This window comes from Prevotella sp. RM4 (assembly GCF_000701965.1).
Taxonomy (GTDB): domain Bacteria; phylum Bacteroidota; class Bacteroidia; order Bacteroidales; family Bacteroidaceae; genus Prevotella; species Prevotella ruminicola.
Genome location: NZ_JNKG01000008.1, coordinates 452,639 through 470,129 on the forward strand (window position 1 = coordinate 452,639; position 17,491 = coordinate 470,129).

16 protein-coding genes and 2 pseudogenes are annotated in these 17,491 nt (G+C 50.9%); 16 read left to right on the forward strand and 2 right to left on the reverse strand.

Features of this window, described 5'->3' with window-relative positions:
- The first annotated feature begins 185 nt into the window (after positions 1-185).
- The 8 genes and pseudogenes from T499_RS0107740 (at position 186) to nrdG (ending at position 7,942) form a co-directional block, all read left to right on the forward strand.
- The gene (locus T499_RS0107740) at positions 186-1,145 is read left to right on the forward strand and encodes an ABC transporter substrate-binding protein (protein ID WP_033150464.1); all 960 of its coding nucleotides are present in this window, start codon (positions 186-188) and stop codon (positions 1,143-1,145) included.
- Between the two features lie 12 nt (positions 1,146-1,157).
- Positions 1,158-3,080, forward strand: a complete 1,923-nt coding sequence (locus T499_RS0107745; protein WP_084162984.1) for a SpoIIE family protein phosphatase — start codon at positions 1,158-1,160, stop codon at positions 3,078-3,080.
- A 206-nt stretch (positions 3,081-3,286) separates the two neighbouring features.
- Entirely contained in the window at positions 3,287-3,562 is a 276-nt protein-coding gene (locus T499_RS14665) for a hypothetical protein (RefSeq protein WP_157054559.1), read from the forward strand.
- Positions 3,459-3,683 (forward strand): annotated as a pseudogene (locus tag T499_RS14990) (hypothetical protein); the annotation flags it as partial. The gene T499_RS14665 and the pseudogene T499_RS14990, both read left to right, overlap by 104 nt.
- Positions 3,680-4,012, forward strand: a pseudogene (locus tag T499_RS14995) (BT0820 family HAD-type phosphatase); the annotation flags it as partial. The pseudogenes T499_RS14990 and T499_RS14995, both read left to right, overlap by 4 nt.
- 748 nt (positions 4,013-4,760) lie before the next feature.
- Positions 4,761-5,186 carry a SufE family protein gene (locus T499_RS0107760; RefSeq protein ID WP_033150467.1) on the forward strand — a complete coding sequence of 142 codons (426 nt, stop codon included), beginning with the start codon at positions 4,761-4,763 and terminating at the stop codon, positions 5,184-5,186.
- A 21-nt stretch (positions 5,187-5,207) separates the two neighbouring features.
- Complete coding sequence (locus T499_RS0107765; protein WP_033150468.1) at positions 5,208-7,448, forward strand: anaerobic ribonucleoside triphosphate reductase; 2,241 nt, start codon at positions 5,208-5,210, stop codon at positions 7,446-7,448.
- Positions 7,445-7,942 (forward strand): anaerobic ribonucleoside-triphosphate reductase activating protein, encoded by a 498-nt coding sequence (gene nrdG, locus T499_RS0107770; RefSeq protein WP_013063954.1) that lies wholly within the window; start codon positions 7,445-7,447, stop codon positions 7,940-7,942. The genes T499_RS0107765 and nrdG overlap by 4 nt, the downstream gene beginning before the upstream one ends.
- Here the strand turns inward: nrdG and T499_RS0107775 are convergent.
- The gene (locus tag T499_RS0107775; RefSeq protein ID WP_033150469.1) at positions 7,932-9,236 is read right to left on the reverse strand and encodes a histidine-type phosphatase; all 1,305 of its coding nucleotides are present in this window, start codon (positions 9,234-9,236) and stop codon (positions 7,932-7,934) included. The genes nrdG and T499_RS0107775 overlap by 11 nt on opposite strands.
- A gap of 68 nt (positions 9,237-9,304) precedes the next feature.
- On the opposite strand from T499_RS0107775, the gene T499_RS0107780 reads away from it, so the two are divergent.
- The 5 genes from T499_RS0107780 to ispG are packed head-to-tail and all read left to right on the forward strand — an operon-like array spanning position 9,305 to position 14,047.
- Positions 9,305-9,955: a hypothetical protein gene (locus T499_RS0107780; protein ID WP_033150470.1), complete on the forward strand. Its 651-nt coding sequence runs from the start codon at positions 9,305-9,307 to the stop codon at positions 9,953-9,955.
- A 16-nt stretch (positions 9,956-9,971) separates the two neighbouring features.
- A complete protein-coding gene (rpoN, locus tag T499_RS0107785; RefSeq protein WP_157054566.1) occupies positions 9,972-11,480 on the forward strand; it encodes an RNA polymerase factor sigma-54 in 1,509 nt (502 codons plus the stop codon).
- Positions 11,477-12,097 (forward strand): phosphatase PAP2 family protein, encoded by a 621-nt coding sequence (locus tag T499_RS0107790; protein WP_033150472.1) that lies wholly within the window; start codon positions 11,477-11,479, stop codon positions 12,095-12,097. The genes rpoN and T499_RS0107790 overlap by 4 nt, the downstream gene beginning before the upstream one ends.
- Before the next feature lie 30 nt (positions 12,098-12,127).
- A complete protein-coding gene (gene purE / locus T499_RS0107795) occupies positions 12,128-12,634 on the forward strand; it encodes a 5-(carboxyamino)imidazole ribonucleotide mutase (protein ID WP_013065668.1) in 507 nt (168 codons plus the stop codon).
- Between the two features lie 27 nt (positions 12,635-12,661).
- On the forward strand, positions 12,662-14,047 hold the full coding sequence (gene ispG, locus T499_RS0107800) for a (E)-4-hydroxy-3-methylbut-2-enyl-diphosphate synthase (RefSeq protein ID WP_033150473.1): 1,386 nt from the start codon (positions 12,662-12,664) through the stop codon (positions 14,045-14,047).
- Positions 14,048-14,166: 119 nt separating this feature from the next.
- Here ispG and T499_RS0107805 read toward each other — a convergent pair whose 3' ends face one another.
- Positions 14,167-14,859 carry an SIR2 family NAD-dependent protein deacylase gene (locus tag T499_RS0107805; protein ID WP_013064206.1) on the reverse strand — a complete coding sequence of 231 codons (693 nt, stop codon included), beginning with the start codon at positions 14,857-14,859 and terminating at the stop codon, positions 14,167-14,169.
- Positions 14,860-15,006: 147 nt separating this feature from the next.
- Here T499_RS0107805 and T499_RS0107810 point away from each other — a divergent pair, with 147 nt between their 5' ends.
- Genes T499_RS0107810 through T499_RS0107820 form a run of 3 tightly spaced genes read left to right on the forward strand, consistent with a single transcriptional unit; the run spans position 15,007 to position 17,470 of the window.
- Positions 15,007-15,612: an FKBP-type peptidyl-prolyl cis-trans isomerase gene (locus T499_RS0107810; protein WP_033150474.1), complete on the forward strand. Its 606-nt coding sequence runs from the start codon at positions 15,007-15,009 to the stop codon at positions 15,610-15,612.
- A gap of 17 nt (positions 15,613-15,629) precedes the next feature.
- A complete protein-coding gene (locus tag T499_RS0107815; protein ID WP_013065343.1) occupies positions 15,630-16,508 on the forward strand; it encodes an FKBP-type peptidyl-prolyl cis-trans isomerase in 879 nt (292 codons plus the stop codon).
- Positions 16,509-16,510: 2 nt separating this feature from the next.
- Entirely contained in the window at positions 16,511-17,470 is a 960-nt protein-coding gene (locus T499_RS0107820) for an FKBP-type peptidyl-prolyl cis-trans isomerase (protein WP_033150475.1), read from the forward strand.
- Positions 17,471-17,491 lie beyond the last annotated feature (21 nt).

Here is a 17,491-nt window from a genome sequence, read left to right on the forward strand (position 1 = left end):
GCCGAAAGGTTGAACTATACAAATCTCTTCAACCAAATGGGCTTATTTTTCAGCCAATCGCCCGATTTATATTTTCTTAAGAAGCCCGAAAAACAAAAAGTTTACAGAAACGTTTGGATGTTTACGGAAAAAACACTATCTTTGCCACCGCAGAAACCTCTTAAAACTATATTGTTGATACTGTCATGGATACGAAACGTTGGATGCTTACGGTCATCCTAACCCTATGCTTTAGTATGGTACCGTTTACAATGGCGGCACAGGACGAAACCATTGTGTTTACCCCCCAGTGGACGGCGCAGGCGCAGTTTGCCGGCTATTATGTGGCCGAGGCCAAGGGCTTTTACCGCGAGGCCGGTGTAAAGGTGCGTATTGAGCACCCCACGCCCACGCAGCCCGCCATGGCCCGATTGCAGCAGAACCGGTGCCAGGCCACCACGTTGCAATTGTGCCAGGCCTTGGAGATAGTGGATGGCGGCGTACCACTGGTAAACATTCTGCAAACATCCATGAACAACGCCATGGTGATTGTATCGGCCCGTAACGAGGACCCGCTCAAGCAAAAGGGCGCCCGCGTGGGTATCTGGAGTGTGGGCTTCGGTCAGCTGGCCATCTGCATGAGTATCATGGATCACCTGAACTACGAGTTTGTGCGTTTTGCCCAGAACGTGAATCTGTTTGTGGCGGGGGCTCTGGATGCTACGCTGGCAATGAGCTACAACGAGTACTACCAGCTGGTGCAAGCAGGTATTACCGTAACCGATAAGAACGTGTACCGATTTTGCGACCACGGCTACAACGTGCAGGAGGATGGTGTGTACATGGCGCGCAGCTACTACGAGAAGCACCGCGACAAGGCCATGCGCTTTGCCCAGGCCAGCAAGAAAGGGTGGGAGTATGTGGCTAAGCACCCCGACGAAGCGCTTGATATCGTGATGAAGTATGTGGACAGGGAGAAGATTGGTACCAACCGTGTGATGCAGCAGCTGATGCTGAAGGAGGTGTTGCGACTGCAGGTGGATCGCGAGTCGAAGAAGCGCGAGTTCCGTTTGCGTCCCGATATGGTAAAACGCGCCAGCCACCTGATGGTACAGAACCGCATGCTTGATCGCGAGGTAACATACCAGGAGTTAATAGCAAAATGATAGTTGACCGTTATGAATGAAGTAATTGCATATATACGTCGTAAGCTATCCATCAGGGTTAGTTTGTGGGTGGTAATGTTTGCCGCCGTTATCTTTGTGGCTGCCCTCGGGTTCCTGTTCTATCAGTCGCGCGAGGCAGTGCGCCAGGAGGCCATCCATCGTGCCACCACCATTCTTGATCGTACATCGCTGCAGGTAGAGGGTATCCTGAACCGTGTTGAGGTGGCCACTAACATGACCGTGTGGCTGGTGCAGCGCCATCCTAACGTGGCCGACTCGATGTTTGTGTATAGCGAGGGTACGCTGCGTAATAATCCCGATTTCTACTCGTGCTCAATCGCCTTCGAGCCTTACTATTTCAAGGAGTATGGCCGTTATTTCTCGGCCTACTCAAAATACGAGGGCGACAGTATTCGTACCCTGCAGGGCGGTAGCGATAACTACCAGTACTTTTTTATGGACTGGTACCTGATGCCCACGTTGCTGGGGCACCCCTGCTGGACCGATCCTTACATGGATCTTGATGCGCCCACCAATACTTACGAGATGGTTACCACATACTGTCAGGCCATCAAAAACAAGCAGGGCGCGGTAATTGGCGTTATCAACACCAGTTTGTCTATCAACTGGTTGTCGCAAACCATCTCATCGGTAAAGCCCTATCCTAACTCCTATAGCATTATGATAGGTCGTGGTGGCACCTACTTTGTGCATCCCGACAGTACCAAGATTACCCGACAGACTATTTTTACGCAGACCATGCTGGAGCCCGACACGGCTCTGACAGCCCTGGGCCATGCCATGCAGCGTGGCGAAGAGGGTATGCGCCGCATGGTGATAGATGGCAAGGATAGCTACGTGTTCTACAAGCCGCTGGGCAAAACGGGCTGCTCTATGGCCATTGTGTGCCCCGAGAGCGACATTTTTGGCGGCTTTAACCGCCTGCGCCACACCGTGATGGGTATTGTGTTTGTTGGCTTGTTGGTTATGTTGTGCGTATTTATTAATGTAATTACGCGCGAGCTCAAGCCTTTGCACCGCCTGGCACGCGAGGCCGAGACCATCGCCTCGGGTAATTTTGATGCCGAACTGCCCGACTTTGAACGTACCGACGAGATTGGTCAGCTCAGTCACTCGTTCGGTTACATGCAGCAATCACTGGTAAGGTATATCGACGAGCTGAAGCTTACCACCGCCCAGAAAGCGTCTATCGAGAGTGAGCTTAACGTGGCCAGCAACATACAGATGAGCATGCTGCCCAGTGTGTTCCCCAACCGCGAGGGACTGGATATGCATGCCTCAATGACACCCGCCAAGGAGGTTGGTGGCGACCTTTACGGCTATCTGCTCAAGGGCGATAACCTGTACTTCTGCGTGGGCGATGTGAGTGGTAAGGGGGTGCCAGCCTCGCTGTTTATGGCGCAGGTAACCCGCCTGTTCCGTACGCTGGCCAACCAGCAGATGGCACCTGCCGATATCTGTACCCACATGAACGAGGCCCTGTCGGGCGACGAGAACCCCACCAACATGTTTGTAACCATGTTTGTGGGCATGGTTAATCTGCAGTCGGGTCACCTCAAGTTCTGTAATGCCGGTCATAACCCGCCTGTGATAGGTGGTGGCGAGCACCATGGTGAGTTCCTGCAGATGCTGCCCAACTTCCCCATCGGTGTCCTGCCGGGCTTGGAGTTCCAGGGCGAGGAGATTGATACCATTAAGGGACGTGCGCTGTTCCTTTATACCGACGGACTGAACGAGGCCGAGAACCGCGAGCACGAGCAGTTTGGCGACGACCAGCTGCTATCTATCCTGCGCAACACCCATTTCGAGAGCGCCCAGCAGGTAGTTGAAACCCTTTATAACGAGGTTCAGCGCCACCGCGACGGCGCCGATCCGAACGACGATCTTACCATGATGTGCCTGCGCATGCAGTAAAGTTTAAGTGAGTTTTGATTGATATGAGAAATCGACGAGGTTGAGTGTTAAATTACACTAATCGTCGATTTCTCCTTTTTTCTTGTCTATTTCTCCCTGATTTTCAGTACCTTTGCAGCCCAAAAGGAAAAATTAAACGGGCTGGACATGATAGGATAACAACACAGAACAATGCCCTGAACTTACTAAGTACTGAAGATTTTTTTATGACAGATGACAAGAAACAGAGTGTAGCCGATGACAGTATGGACCGCATGCTGCACGACGAAACGCGTACTATCCGTCTGGAGCTGGCACCCCTTCATAACACCGTGCAGGTCGAGGGACAGGTGCTGTGCAACGGTCAGCCTGTGCAGTCGTTCAACTTTACGCCCCGTAAGCTGCTATGTGTGCCGTGCCGACTATACGCACAAAACCGATATAAAGATTGTAAACACGCTGGCAGCCGAACAAAAGCTGCCCAAGCCCTGCATGGTGCTTAATGGCATCGACATGTCGAAGCGCAAGCACGGCTATTATTATGGCTACGGCTTTTATGGTCGCTACGGGCGTTATGCCTACTCGCACTACGGAAATAATAACGATAAAAGTATAAAGAGATGATTATTGCAGTTGATTTCGACGGTACCATCGTTGAGAACCGTTACCCTTACATTGGCAACGAGAAACCCTTTGCCATCGAGACCCTTAAGTTGCTTGCCCGCGACCACCATCAGTTAATACTATGGACCTGTCGCGAGGGCCGTTTGCTCCAGGAGGCCGTAGAGTGGTGTCGCCAGCGCGGTTTAGAGTTCTATGCTGTTAACAGTAACTACCCCGAGGAAACGCCCGCCGGCAATCCCACCTACTCACGCAAGCTGAATGTAGATGTGTTTATCGACGATAGCGGTCTGTGCCCACTGCCCGATTGGGGCACCATCTACCAGATGATTGCCCATCGCCCCGCCGTGCTCCAGTCGCAAAGCCACTGCAGTCGTCGCTGCCGCTGGTCGGTAGGTGGAGGTTTGGTGCTGGTGCTGTTTATTATGAGTATGCTGTTCACCTCGTGTGGTAGCAGTCGCGATGTGGCCTATCTGCAAAACAGCGAGCAGGTAGATCTGAGTAGCTCGCAGCGCCTTTACGATGCCCGTATCATGCCCAAGGACCAGCTCACCATCACCGTTAACACCACCAATCCCTAGGTGTCGGTACCATGACCACCATCTGGTTCAGCGCCACCGGCATTGCCATCTCCCTCACTACGCTGCTGTATAATATACTGAAGTAAACAACAGTATCCTATTAATAGTTGCGGTTGTTACTATTAATGGTAGCAATTGCTACTATTAATACTCGCAAATTTTCAGCCTGCTACGCGCTACAGTGCTACAGTGCTACAGTTAGTTTTCGAGCCATTGCACACCTACAACTAACGTCTATATTATATATAATATATATTATATAAATATAGGTATTTGGTTTGGGTTTGGTGCCGACTTGATTTCTAACTGTAGCACTGTAGCGTGTAGCAATCCCTACCGTTTGGCCTCTCTCTGCAGTGAAGCCTAAAGAGAATCGGGGCAAGATTCTGTTTATCAATACATAACAAAAATGGGGGCAAAATATTAACCATATTTAATACGGGAGATGTTTGGTGGGATAGGGGAAATTTAGTAACTTTGCAGGCAAATTATATAAGCTATGACAATAAACGAAATACAAGACGAGATTATCGACGAGTTCAGTGGTTTCGACGACTGGATGGATAAGTATCAGCTACTCATCGACTTAGGTAATGAGCAGGAGCCGCTGGACGATAAGTATAAAACAGAACAGAACCTGATTGACGGCTGTCAGAGTCGTGTATGGTTGCAGGCCGACCTGGTGGATGGTAACATTCACTTCAGCGCTGAGAGCGATGCCTTGATTGTAAAGGGTATCGTGGCCCTGTTGATACGCGTGCTGAGCGACCACACGCCACAGGAGATTCTGGATGCCGACCTGTATTTTATTGAGCAGATAGGACTGAAAGAGCATCTGTCGCCTACCCGCAGCAACGGACTGCTGGCTATGGTTAAGCAGATAAAGATGTACGCATTGGCGTTTAACGAGACATTGAAGAATTAATCATAAATAATTAGAAACCTCATGATACAAACTGTAAAGAAGCGCGATGGGCGCATAGTGGGATTTAACGAACAGAAAGTGATGGCCGCCATACGTAAGGCCATGTTACATACTGACAAAGGCGAGGACGAGCGACTGCTGTACCAGATTACCGACCGTATTGCCCAGCGTGGCGAGAGTCAGATGACGGTAGAGGAGATTCAGGACTTGGTGGAGATGGAGCTGATGAAGTCGAGTCGTAAGGACGTGGCTCAGAAGTACATTGCCTACCGCAACCAGCGCTCGATTGCCCGTAAGGCCAAGACACGCGAGGTGTTCCTGGATATCGTGAACATTAAGAATAACGATGTGACGCGCGAAAACGCCAACATGAACGCCGATACACCTGCGGGCATGATGATGAAGTTTGCCAGCGAAACTACCAAGCCATTCGTAGACGACTATCTGCTGAGCGAGGAGAGTCGCAACGCCGTTGAGCATAACTATCTGCACATTCACGATAAGGATTACTATCCTACCAAGAGTCTTACTTGCGTGCAGCACCCATTGGACAACATCCTGCAGAACGGTTTTACTGCCGGACATGGTGCCTCGCGTGCTGCCAAGCGTATCGAGACGGCCAGCGTACTGGCTTGTATCTCGTTGGAGTGCGCTCAGAACGAGATGCACGGCGGACAGGCTATTCCTGCCTTCGACTTTTATCTGGCACCATTCGTGCGCCTGAGCTATATCGAGGAGCTGAAAGCACTCGAAGACCTGTATGGCGAGAGCTTACAGGACTTGTACGACGAGCCTTTGATGGACTATCTCAAGGCCCCTCTGGATGGCCTGGAGGGTAGAGATCGTGCCCGTCAGCATGCCATCAACAAAACGGTGGCCCGTGTACATCAGGCCATGGAGGCATTTATCCACAATATGAACACAATCCACTCGCGTGGTGGTAACCAGGTGGTGTTCTCGAGTATCAACTACGGTACCGACACCAGTGCCGAGGGCCGTTGCGTGATGCGCGAGATACTGCTGAGCACCTACGAGGGTGTGGGTAACGGCGAAACAGCTATCTTCCCCATTCAGATCTGGAAAAAGAAGCGCGGTGTGAACTACCTGCCCGAGGATCGCAACTTCGATCTGTATCAGTTGGCATGTAAGGTTACAGCCCGCCGATTCTTCCCTAACTTCCTGAATCTGGATGCCAGCTTTAACCAGGACAGCGAGTGGCGTGCCGACGATCCTAAGCGCTTTGTGCACGAAGTGGCTACGATGGGATGCCGCACACGTGTGTTCGAGAACCGATTCGGACCTAAGACCAGTATCGGTCGTGGTAACCTGAGCTTCTCGACCATCAACATTGTAAAGCTGGCCCTGGAGTGCCGCGAGGAGCAGGACGAGCAGAAGCGTATCGACATGTTCTTTGCCAAGCTGGATCAGATGCTGGAGATTACTGCCAAGCAGTTGGACGACCGCTTCCAGTTCCAGAAGACAGCCTTTGCCAAGCAGTTCCCCCTGCTGATGCAGTGCCTGTGGATTGGTGCCGATAAGCTGAAGCCTATGGACAGCATTGAGAGCGTGATTAACCAGGGTACACTGGGTATCGGATTTATCGGACTGGCTGAGTGCTTGGTAGCCCTGATTGGCAAGCATCACGGCGAGAGCGAAGAGGCACAGGCGCTGGGTGTGAAGATTGTTACTTACATGCGCGACCGTGCTAACGAGTTCTGCGAGCGCTACCACCACAACTACTCGGTACTGGCCACACCAGCCGAGGGATTGAGCGGAAAGTTTACCAAGAAGGACCGTAAGGAGTTTGGTATCGTGCCCGGCGTAACCGATCGCGATTACTATACCAACTCTAACCACGTGCCCGTATATTATAAATGTAGCGCACGCCACAAGGCCGAGGTTGAGGCTCCTTACCACAACCTGACTCGTGGTGGACACATCTTCTACGTAGAGATTGACGGCGACGCTACCCACAACCCACAGGTAATTATGAGCGTGGTTGACATGATGGACCAGCTGGATATGGGTTACGGCAGCGTAAACCACAACCGCAACCGCTGCATGGACTGCGGCTATGAGAATGCCGACGACAACCTGGAAAAGTGTCCTAAGTGCGGTAGTAACAACATTGATAAGTTGCAGCGTATTACCGGCTATCTGGTAGGTACTACCGATCGCTGGAACAGCGGCAAGCTGGCCGAGCTGAACGATCGTGTTACCCACATCGGCCACAGCGCACAGGATCAGGACTTGTTTAAATGATAAGAGTATTAGATATCATAGAAGATACAATGGTGGACGGACCTGGGTTCAGGACGTCCATCTATTGTGCTGGATGCAATCATCAGTGCCCAGGCTGCCATAATCCGCAGTCGTGGGCATTTGATGGTGGCCGCGAGATGACCACACAGCAGCTGATGAAGATTATCGTGGCCGACCCCTTTGCCAACGTGACCTTCTCGGGTGGCGACCCGATGTATCAGGCAGCAGGCTTTGCCGAATTGGCACGCGCCATACACCAGCAAACCAATAAGGATATCTGGTGCTTTACAGGCTTTACGTTCGAGAGCCTGATACAGGAAGATCAGCGCGAACTGCTCGAGAATATCGACGTGCTGGTTGACGGACCTTTTATCGAGCGACTGAAAGATCCCGACCTGCTGTTCCGCGGCTCATCAAACCAACGCATAATAAACGTGCCCGCATCGCTTTACGAGGGGCACGTAGTATTGTGGAAGCCTGATGTTAGCGTTTAGACTTGGCTAACTTCAGTTCGTAATCGTTTATTTTCTTCATGTAGTGTTCGCGGAAATCGCGATAGTGATAGTAGGGTGCTATATCAGTTGGTATGGGTAGTGTAGCCTCGTTCTCGTTAAGTAGCACCTTGAAGATAATGTCAAGATCGTTCTCGTCCTTACGGTAGAACACAAACTGGATGTTGGCTGCCATGGGGAACACCTCGAAGTTAATCCAGCCGTCGATATCCAAACGGTCCAGATCGCGAATCGTGCGGCCGTAGCCGTTAAGATCCAGCAGACATGTTAGCGGCAAGATAATCGTCTCGTGTCCGAAACGCAGCGTGGCACCCGGGTGAGGGCGGATAATACAGCTGTCGGCATCCTCGATGATACGTTGCAGCAAGCGGCGCTGGGTAAACGGCTGTTTGCCGCCATTGTAGGGATTGCTGCCAAAGCTGAGGTACCAGAAAGCGTTGGCCTGCAACCAGTTGTTATACAGCTCGTCGGGGGTGTAGATGTCGAACAGACTGAACAGCTCGCGCATCTCGGTGCCCTGAACGCTCGAGGCAATCTTGAAAATGGCCTTGTTAAGCTCGTAGGCATCCACCTCGCTGTTAAAGTAAACCGAATCGTTAAACATCTTGCCCATGGCAGGCTTGTGGATTGCGTACTTGGCGCAGAAATCCCTGTAGGCCTGCTGGGTTTTCTTTGAGTAACGCTGCTTGTACAGCACCGAATCCTGCATGTTCATGTAGTACATATCGTGCTGCGAGGCATCGGTATTGAATATCAGCTTGGGATTGTTCTTGGCCAGCTGCAACAGCTCGTGCTGCATCGACAGGATGCAACGGATAACCACCGTACTCTTGGCCTCGATAACCGAGCGCCCCTCGAATACCTCAGGAAAGCGGTCGTACATGCGCTGGGCTATCTGCTGATGCTGTACGGCACCCAGGGGGGTCAGATCGCCATATCGGCCACTCGCATCGTCGCGCAGGTAGCCAAGCAGTCGCAGAGCCTTCTGTCCCAACTCGGTAAGCTTGCCCAGACTGTCGGCTTTAAGCAGTACCAGATATGGGTAGTCGTACTCTTCGGCCTTGATGAGGTAACGCGACCCGTGGCGCGAATAGCTACTGATGTAAAACGGCTTCTCGCCCGATGGCGGAGGTGTTAGTTCGCGTGTTGGCCCCTGGTAAGCATAGTAGTTACTGCCAGCCTTCAGAAAATCGCGTTTCAACGTTTCGCGAACATTTTGACCGCACACCGAGGCTACCGACAGTGCCCAAAGGGCAAATAATACCACTTTTCTCATAGTTTTTTCTCCTTTTCGGTGCAAATATACAAAAAAATCACTATTTTTGCAAAAAAATAGCGCATAATATGGCAAAAAACTCAAAATGGCAGGATGAATACTGGCTACTGCTCATGCAGTTGTACTTACAAAAACCCACTGGCATAAAGCCCATGTACAGCAAGGCAATGGTTGATTTGAGTCTGGAGTTGCATATCGCACCCCAGCAGCTCTTCAATAAAATGTGCCAGATAGCCAACCTCGAAACACCGCGCATCGAACACATCTGGGAGGTGTACGGACAGAACCCGCGTAAGCTGAAGCGGGCCGTAAACCTGTTGCGCGAAATGTGGGGATTCAACAACGCCCTGGAGTTTTACGAAGGGGTGGAGACGATTGAGAGTTTCGAGAAGGAGTTTAAGCCTATAGCTGATGATACCACGCTAACACCAATGATGCTGGTGCTGATACTGGATGAGTACTTCCGCTTAACACCTATCACGATGGTGCCCGAGACCCCCGAGGTGCAGGCATTGGCCAAGATGATGAGGCTGAAGCCCCAGGAGGTGGTAGATGTGATGGAGGCTTTCCAGCACTGCGACCCATATCTGAATCGCAAGGACGAGATGAAGGGAAACTTGGTATTGGCCTGTCAGCAGGTGTGGCGCCGCTTTGGCAACAGCGAACCGCAGGAGTTGGCTTCGTATGCCGAACAGTTGAAGGACTATTTTGAACATTGAATATTGAAAATTGAGCATTAAGAATACACAGATACAGGAACAGCAGCAACTGCAGAAACTGGGACAGACATTCTCTCAACAGCAGTTGTTACAATCGTCGCTGATAGAGTTGCCAGTGACGCAGCTGATTGACCGTATCAATACCGAAATGAACGATAACCCCGCTCTGGAGAGCGAACAGCCCTACGACGATGATGCGATGGCTGCCGAAGAGACCGACTTTGGCGGTGGTAGCGATAACGATGGCGCCGAGGATTTTGAGGCTGCCAGCGAGCGTGAGGAACGTCAGAGTGCACTCGACGAGGCCCTGAGCGGTATCGGTCGCGACGATGAAGACCTGCCTGTGTACCAGAGTGGCAGCTCGTATGCCGAGGAACGCGAGGAGATCGTGTACGGCGAAACCGAATCGTTCTACGACCAGCTGAAAGAGCAGGTGGGCGAACTCGACCTGACTGATAAGGAACGTGATATTCTGGAATATCTGATTGGCTCGCTCGACGACGACGGATTGCTGAGAAAAGACCTCTCGATCGTTAGCGACGAGCTGGCTATCTATCATAACATCGATGCCACCGACAAGGAGATTGAGCACGTGCTGCTGATGCTGCAGGCTTTCGATCCCGCCGGTATCGGTGCCCGCTCGCTGCAGGAGTGCCTGCTGCTGCAGATTGAACGTCGCGACCCATCGCGGTTGCGCGATCTGATGGAGCGTGTTATCAACCATTACTTTGAGGCATTTACCCGCAAACATTGGGACAAGATACAGACCGACTTGCAGTTGAACGACGTGCAGGCCGAGGCCCTGTTCCGCGAACTGCGCAAGCTGAATCCACGTCCAGGTGCATCGCTTGGCGAAACCGTGGGTCGCAGCATGCAGCAGATAACCCCCGACTTTATTGTGGATACCCAGGATGATGGCACCATCACCTTTACGCTGAACAACGGCGAGGTGCCCGAACTCAAGGTGTCGCAATCGTTTGTTGATTCGATGCAGGAGTATCAGCAGAACAAAGACCACCTGAGTCGTCAGACCAAGGAAGCGCTGCTGTATATCAAGAAAAAGGTGGATGCTGCACAGGGCTTTATCGAGGCCATCAAAGTGCGCCGCCATACACTCACGGTTACCATGCGGGCAATCATCCAGTTGCAGCGTCAGTTCTTCCTAGATGGCGACGAGGCCTCGCTACGACCTATGATTCTGAAAGATGTGGCCGAAAAGGCCGGACTCGATATATCTACCATCTCGCGTGTAAGCAATTCGAAATACGCCCAAACGCGTTGGGGCACCTTCCCCTTGCGCCATTTCTTTAGCGACGGCTACGTTACCGAGAGTGGCGAGGAGCTGAGCACCCGACAGATTAAAGCTGCCCTGCGCGACCTGGTGGATGCCGAAGACAAACGTAAGCCGCTGAGCGACGACCAGCTGAAAGATCAGCTTGCTGCCAAAGGCTTTCCTATCGCCCGCCGCACCGTGGCCAAGTATCGCGAACAGTTGGGTATTCCTATAGCAAGATTAAGAAAATGAGTAGGGAAAAGAATATCATATTAACGGCAAGGGTGATGAGCATGGTGTTTACACCGTTCTACCTGCCTATTGTGGGGTTGCTGTCGCTCTTCTTTCTGAGCTACCTCAGCTTAATGCCCTTGGGCTACAAGCTTCAGGTGTTAACGCTGGTGTATTTCTTCACCATCCTATTGCCTACGGTGCTTATTCATCTGTATCGTAAGTACAACGGCTGGAACCTGATAGAGCTCGGACACAAGGAGCGTCGTATGGTGCCTTATGTTATCTCTATTCTCTGCTACTTCTTCTGCGTGTACATCATGGACATGCTGCACATACCGCACTTTATGGGCACCATCGTATCGGCTGCATTGGCCATCCAGATAGTGTGCGCCTTGGTAAACGTGTGGTGGAAGATTTCAACCCATACTTCGGCAATCGGTGGTGTGGCAGGCGCGCTGTTTGTGTTTGGCGAGCTGTTTGCCTTTAATCCCATCTGGTGGCTCTGTCTGGTGTTCATCCTGGCAGGCATGTTAGGCACCAGTCGAATGATTCTGCGTCAGCACTCGCTTGCGCAGGTGGTAGCCGGGTTTCTGGTAGGCCTTGTGTGCTCCGTACTCGGTCTGCTGTATTTATAATGTTTTCTGAAATTTAATGTTTAATATATTATGAAGCCATTAGTAAGTATTATCATGGGCAGTACAAGCGATCTGCCCGTTATGGAAAAAGCGTTTAAGTTGCTCGACGAGATGCAGGTACCTTTCGAGGTTAATGCCCTGTCGGCTCACCGCACTCCCGATGCCGTCGAGGAGTTTGCACGTACCGCTAAGGATCGTGGCATTAAGGTGATTATTGCTGGTGCCGGTATGGCTGCTGCCCTGCCTGGTGTGATTGCCGCATCAACCACTCTGCCCGTTATCGGTGTGCCCATCAAGGGTATGCTCGACGGTTTGGATGCCATGCTTTCTATCATCCAGATGCCCCCAGGCATCCCTGTTGCTACAGTAGGTGTAAACGGTGCACAGAACGCAGCTATCCTGGCTTGCGAGATGATGGCCTTGGCCGATCAGGAGTTGGCACAGCGCCTGGCTGTTTATAAAGGTAATCTGCGTATCAAGATCGAGAAAGCCAACGAGGAGCTGGCCGCGATTAAATACCAGTTCAAAACCAATTAATGTTTAATTTTTAATGTCTAATCTTTAATGTATAGCAGAAGACAATCTTCCGAAGCCCGTGTCGGCGGTATCGGCATTGGCGGTCAGAACCCCATCCGCATTCAGTCGATGGGAACGGTAGATACCAATAATACCGAGGGCTGTGTGGCCCAGGCCAAGCGTATTATCGACGCTGGTGGCGAGCTGGTTCGCTTTACCACCCAGGGTACCCGCGAGGCTGAGAACATGAAGAACATTTCGGCCCAGCTTAAGGCCGATGGTTACAATACACCACTGGTGGCCGATGTGCACTTTACTGCTCATACCGCCGATGTGGCTGCCCAGTACTGTGAGAAGGTGCGTATTAATCCTGGCAACTACGTTGATCCAGGTCGTACGTTCAAGCATCTGGAATATACCGATGAGGAGTATGCTGCCGAGTTGCAGAAGATCGAGAAGCAGCTGGTGCCTTTCCTGAATATCTGTAAGGAGCATCACACGGCAGTACGTATCGGCGTGAACCACGGTTCACTGTCGGATCGTATCATGAGTCGTTACGGCGACACTCCCGAGGGTATCGTTGAGAGTTGCATGGAGTTCCTGCGTATCTTTAAGCGTGAGAACTTTAACGATGTGGTTATCAGTATCAAGGCCTCTAACACCGTAGTGATGGTAACCACTATGCGTCTGCTGGTTAAAACCATGGATAAGGAAGATATGCACTACCCCCTGCACTTGGGTGTTACCGAGGCTGGTGAGGGCGAAGACGGTCGTATCAAGAGTGCCGTTGGTATTGGTGCCCTGCTTACTGAGGGTATCGGTGATACCATCCGTGTATCATTGAGCGAGGAGCCTGAGTGCGAAATCCCTGTGGCTCGCAAGCTGGTAGATATGATTCCTGAGTGTACCGCCCTGCGCGAGAAGGCTGAGGCAAGCATCAAGGACGATACCATCACGCTGGATGTGGATGCCCCCGATTGGGGAACCCTGCAGCTCAAGGCCGCTATGGCTGTTGGTGCCCTGCTGATAGATAAGAAGGCCCACAACCTGGTAATCAACAGTTCAACGTTCAAAGATCAAAGTTCAAAGTTGGTAGAGCTTTCTGACGCCATTCTGCAGGCAGCCCGTATCAAGTTTACCAAGACCGAGTATATCTCGTGCCCAGGTTGCGGTCGTACGCTCTACAATCTGCAGGAAACTATTGCCAAGATTAAAGCTGCCACCAAGGACATGGTAGGCTTGAAGATTGGTATCATGGGCTGTATCGTAAACGGTCCTGGTGAGATGGCCGATGCCGACTACGGTTACGTAGGTGCCGGACGTGGTAAAATCTCGCTCTACAAGGCCAAGGAGTGTATCGAGAAGAATATTCCCGAAGAAGAGGCTGTAGAACGTCTTATCGAATTCATCCGCAAAGACCGCGGCCAGAAATAAAGACACGATTTTATAGGCACGGATTAACACGGCTCTTTTTTATAAAGAAACACGGCTTTAGTTGCAATACCAAAGCCGTGTTTTTAATTTATTAAAGCCGTGTAATCCGTGCCAAAACCTTATTCGCTAAGAATCTTTACGAGTTCTTTCATTCCTTCGCTAGCGCCTTTCTGTATCTGTGTTACGCGACCACCGGCGTTGATGGGATTGGGATCGATAAGGTAAACGGGCACATCGGGACGGGCATAGTGCAGCAAACCTGCGGCAGGATAAACCACCAGTGAGGTGCCGATGATAATCAGAATGTCGGCCTCCTGTACCTCTTCGGCTGCTATCGTGATGTTAGGCACCGCTTCGCCAAAGAATACGATAAACGGACGCAGTAACGAGCCGTCGCCAGCCTTGGTGCCTGGTTCTATCTCGCAGTTGTCGGGTGTAAGTTGAATCTGGTAGCGTGGGTCGTCCACATCGCGACTCGAACAAACCTTCATCAGTTCGCCATGCAGGTGAATCACCTTACTTGAGCCTGCCATCTCGTGCAGGTTGTCAACATTCTGCGTTACAACCGTTACGTCATAGTTTTTCTCAAGTTCGGCCACCAACTTATGTCCCTCGTTTGGCTGCACGTTCCAACACTTCTTACGCAGCATATTGTAGAAGTTTGTTACGAGCGTAGGATCGGCCAGCCAACCCTCGTGGGTGGCTACCTTCTGTACGGGATAATTCTCCCACAAACCATCGGCATCGCGGAAAGTCTTCAGTCCACTTTCTACCGACATACCTGCACCAGTTAAGACAACAATCTTTTTCATAAGAATGATTTTTAAGTTTGATGTTGCAAAAATACAACTTTTCTGATATAAAAAAGAAATTTTAGCAATTATAATGCATCGGAATAAGAAAAAAAGTGTAACTTTGCAGCCGTTTTTTAGACGTTACACATTATTAATAAATAGAGAATGGATAAATTAAGTTATGCTTTAGGTCTGGGCATCGGTCAGCAGTTGGCTCAGATGGGTGCTGACAATATCAGTGTCGAGGACTTTGCACAGGCTATCAACGACGTGTTGAAAGGCAACGAGCTGAAGGTTTCACACCGTGAGGCTCAGACAATCGTACAGGACTATTTCCAGAAGCAGGAGCAGAAGCTCCAGGCTGAGCGTGCCGAGAAGGGAAAGGCACATAAGGAGGCAGGCGAGAAGTTCCTCGCCGAGAATGGCAAGAAGGCTGAGGTGGTAACACTTCCCAGCGGACTGCAGTATCAGGTACTGAAAGAGGGTAACGGTAAGAAGCCATCGGCTAAGGATACCGTTATGTGCCACTATGAGGGTACACTCATCGACGGTACTGTATTCGATAGCTCATACCAGCGTGGCGAGCCCGCTACATTCCCACTCCAGCAGGTTATCGCTGGTTGGACCGAGGGTCTACAGCTCATGCAGGAGGGTGCCAAGTATCGTTTCTTCATCCCTTACCGTCTGGCTTATGGCGAGGGTGGTGCAGGTGCTTCTATTCCTCCATTCGCAGCACTCATTTTCGATGTTGAGTTAATACAAGTAGTTTAAAATAATAACAGAAAGCAATGAAAAAATTATCAATCGTAGCCGTTATGGCTATTGCTGCTGCCGGTTTCACCGCATGTGGCAACTCTACCCCTAAAGCAAGTCTGAAGACAGACGTAGACACTATGAGCTACGCCATTGGTATGGCTCAGACTCAGGGTTTGAAGGAGTATCTCGTAGGAAGTCTGGATGTTGACACCGCTTACATGGCCGAGTTCATCAAGGGTCTGCAGGAGGGTGCTAACGCTGGCGACAACAAGAAGAAGGCTGCTTACTATGCTGGTATCCAGATCGGTCAGCAGATTGCTAACCGTATGATCAAGGGTATCAACCACGAGGTATTCGGTGATGACTCTACAAAGACTATCTCTCTGAAGAACTTCATGGCTGGTTTCATCAGCGGTACTACAGGCAAGAAGGGTCTGATGACTGTTGATTCAGCTCAGATGGTTGCTCAGCGCATGATTCAGGAAATCAAGGCTAAGGAGATGTCAAAGACCTATGGCCCTAACAAGGAGGCTGGTGAGAAGTTCCTTGCTGCCAACGCTAAGAAGGCTGGTGTAAAAACTCTGCCTAGCGGTGTTCAGTACAAGGTTATCAAGGAGGGTACAGGTGCTATCCCCGCTGATACTTCACTCGTTAAGGTACACTACGAGGGTCGTTTGATTAACGATACTATCTTCGATAGCTCATACAAGCGTGGCGAGCCCACAACATTCCGTGCCAACCAGGTTATCAAGGGTTGGACAGAGGCTCTCACTCACATGCCTGCTGGTTCAGTTTGGGAGGTTTACATTCCTCAGGAGCTGGCTTACGGCGAGCGTGCTCAGCGTAACATCGATCCTTTCTCAGCACTGATCTTCAAGATCGAGTTGCTCGAGGTAAATCCTAAGAAGTAACAATGAAGAAGTCATTGATATTTGCACTCGCCCTCGTGGCGGGTGCTTCTTTATCTACAGTAGATGCTGCCAAGAAAAAGAAGGTGGTAGTAAAGGAGGAGGCTCCTGTTGTTGAGGCTTTCAAACTCGCTACCAGTTCTGATTCTATCAGCTATACTGCAGGTATGAGTAGCACAATGGGTTTGGTTAACTTCCTGCTTCAGCAGAAGGTAGATACCGCTTACATGGCTGATTTTGTACGTGGATTTAACGAGACTGTTTCAAGAAATCTCGACAATCCCCAGGAGAAGGCTTATATGATGGGTATCACCATCGCTCAGCAGCTGGTTGACCGCATGATGCCTGGTGTGGCTAAAGAACTTGAGGGAACTCCCGACTCGTTGGTTTCGGGTGCTTTCTTCAAAGGTTTTACCGATGCTCTGCTGCAGGATACTACTTTCTTTAAGGTAGATGCTGCCGAGAACATCTTCAGAACCAAGATGGAGGCCAACAAGGCTGAGAAGGAAGAGCGACTCTATGGCGCAAACCGCGAGGCTGGCCGTCAGTTCCTGGCCGAGAATGCTAAGAAGGATGGTGTGATTACACTGCCCAGCGGACTCCAGTACAAGGTGCTTACCCAGGGAACAGGGGCTGTGCCTACCACCAGCGATAAGGTACAGGTACATTACGAGGGTCGTCTGATCGACGGCACCGTATTCGATGCCTCAAGAAATCATGGCGACGAGCCTGCTGAGTTCCGTCCAACTGATGTGATCAAGGGCTGGACCGAGGCACTTACCATGATGCCTGTAGGTTCAAAGTGGCAGGTTTATATCCCCTTTGAACTGGCTTACGGTAGTCGCGATGCCGGACAAATAAAACCTTACAGCGCGTTGATTTTCGATATTGAGCTTGTTGGAATCGTAGGTGACAAACCTGCACCAGCAAAGGCCGCAAAATCGTCGAAAAAAGCTAAGAAATAAGCAAGTGTGTCACAAAAGTGG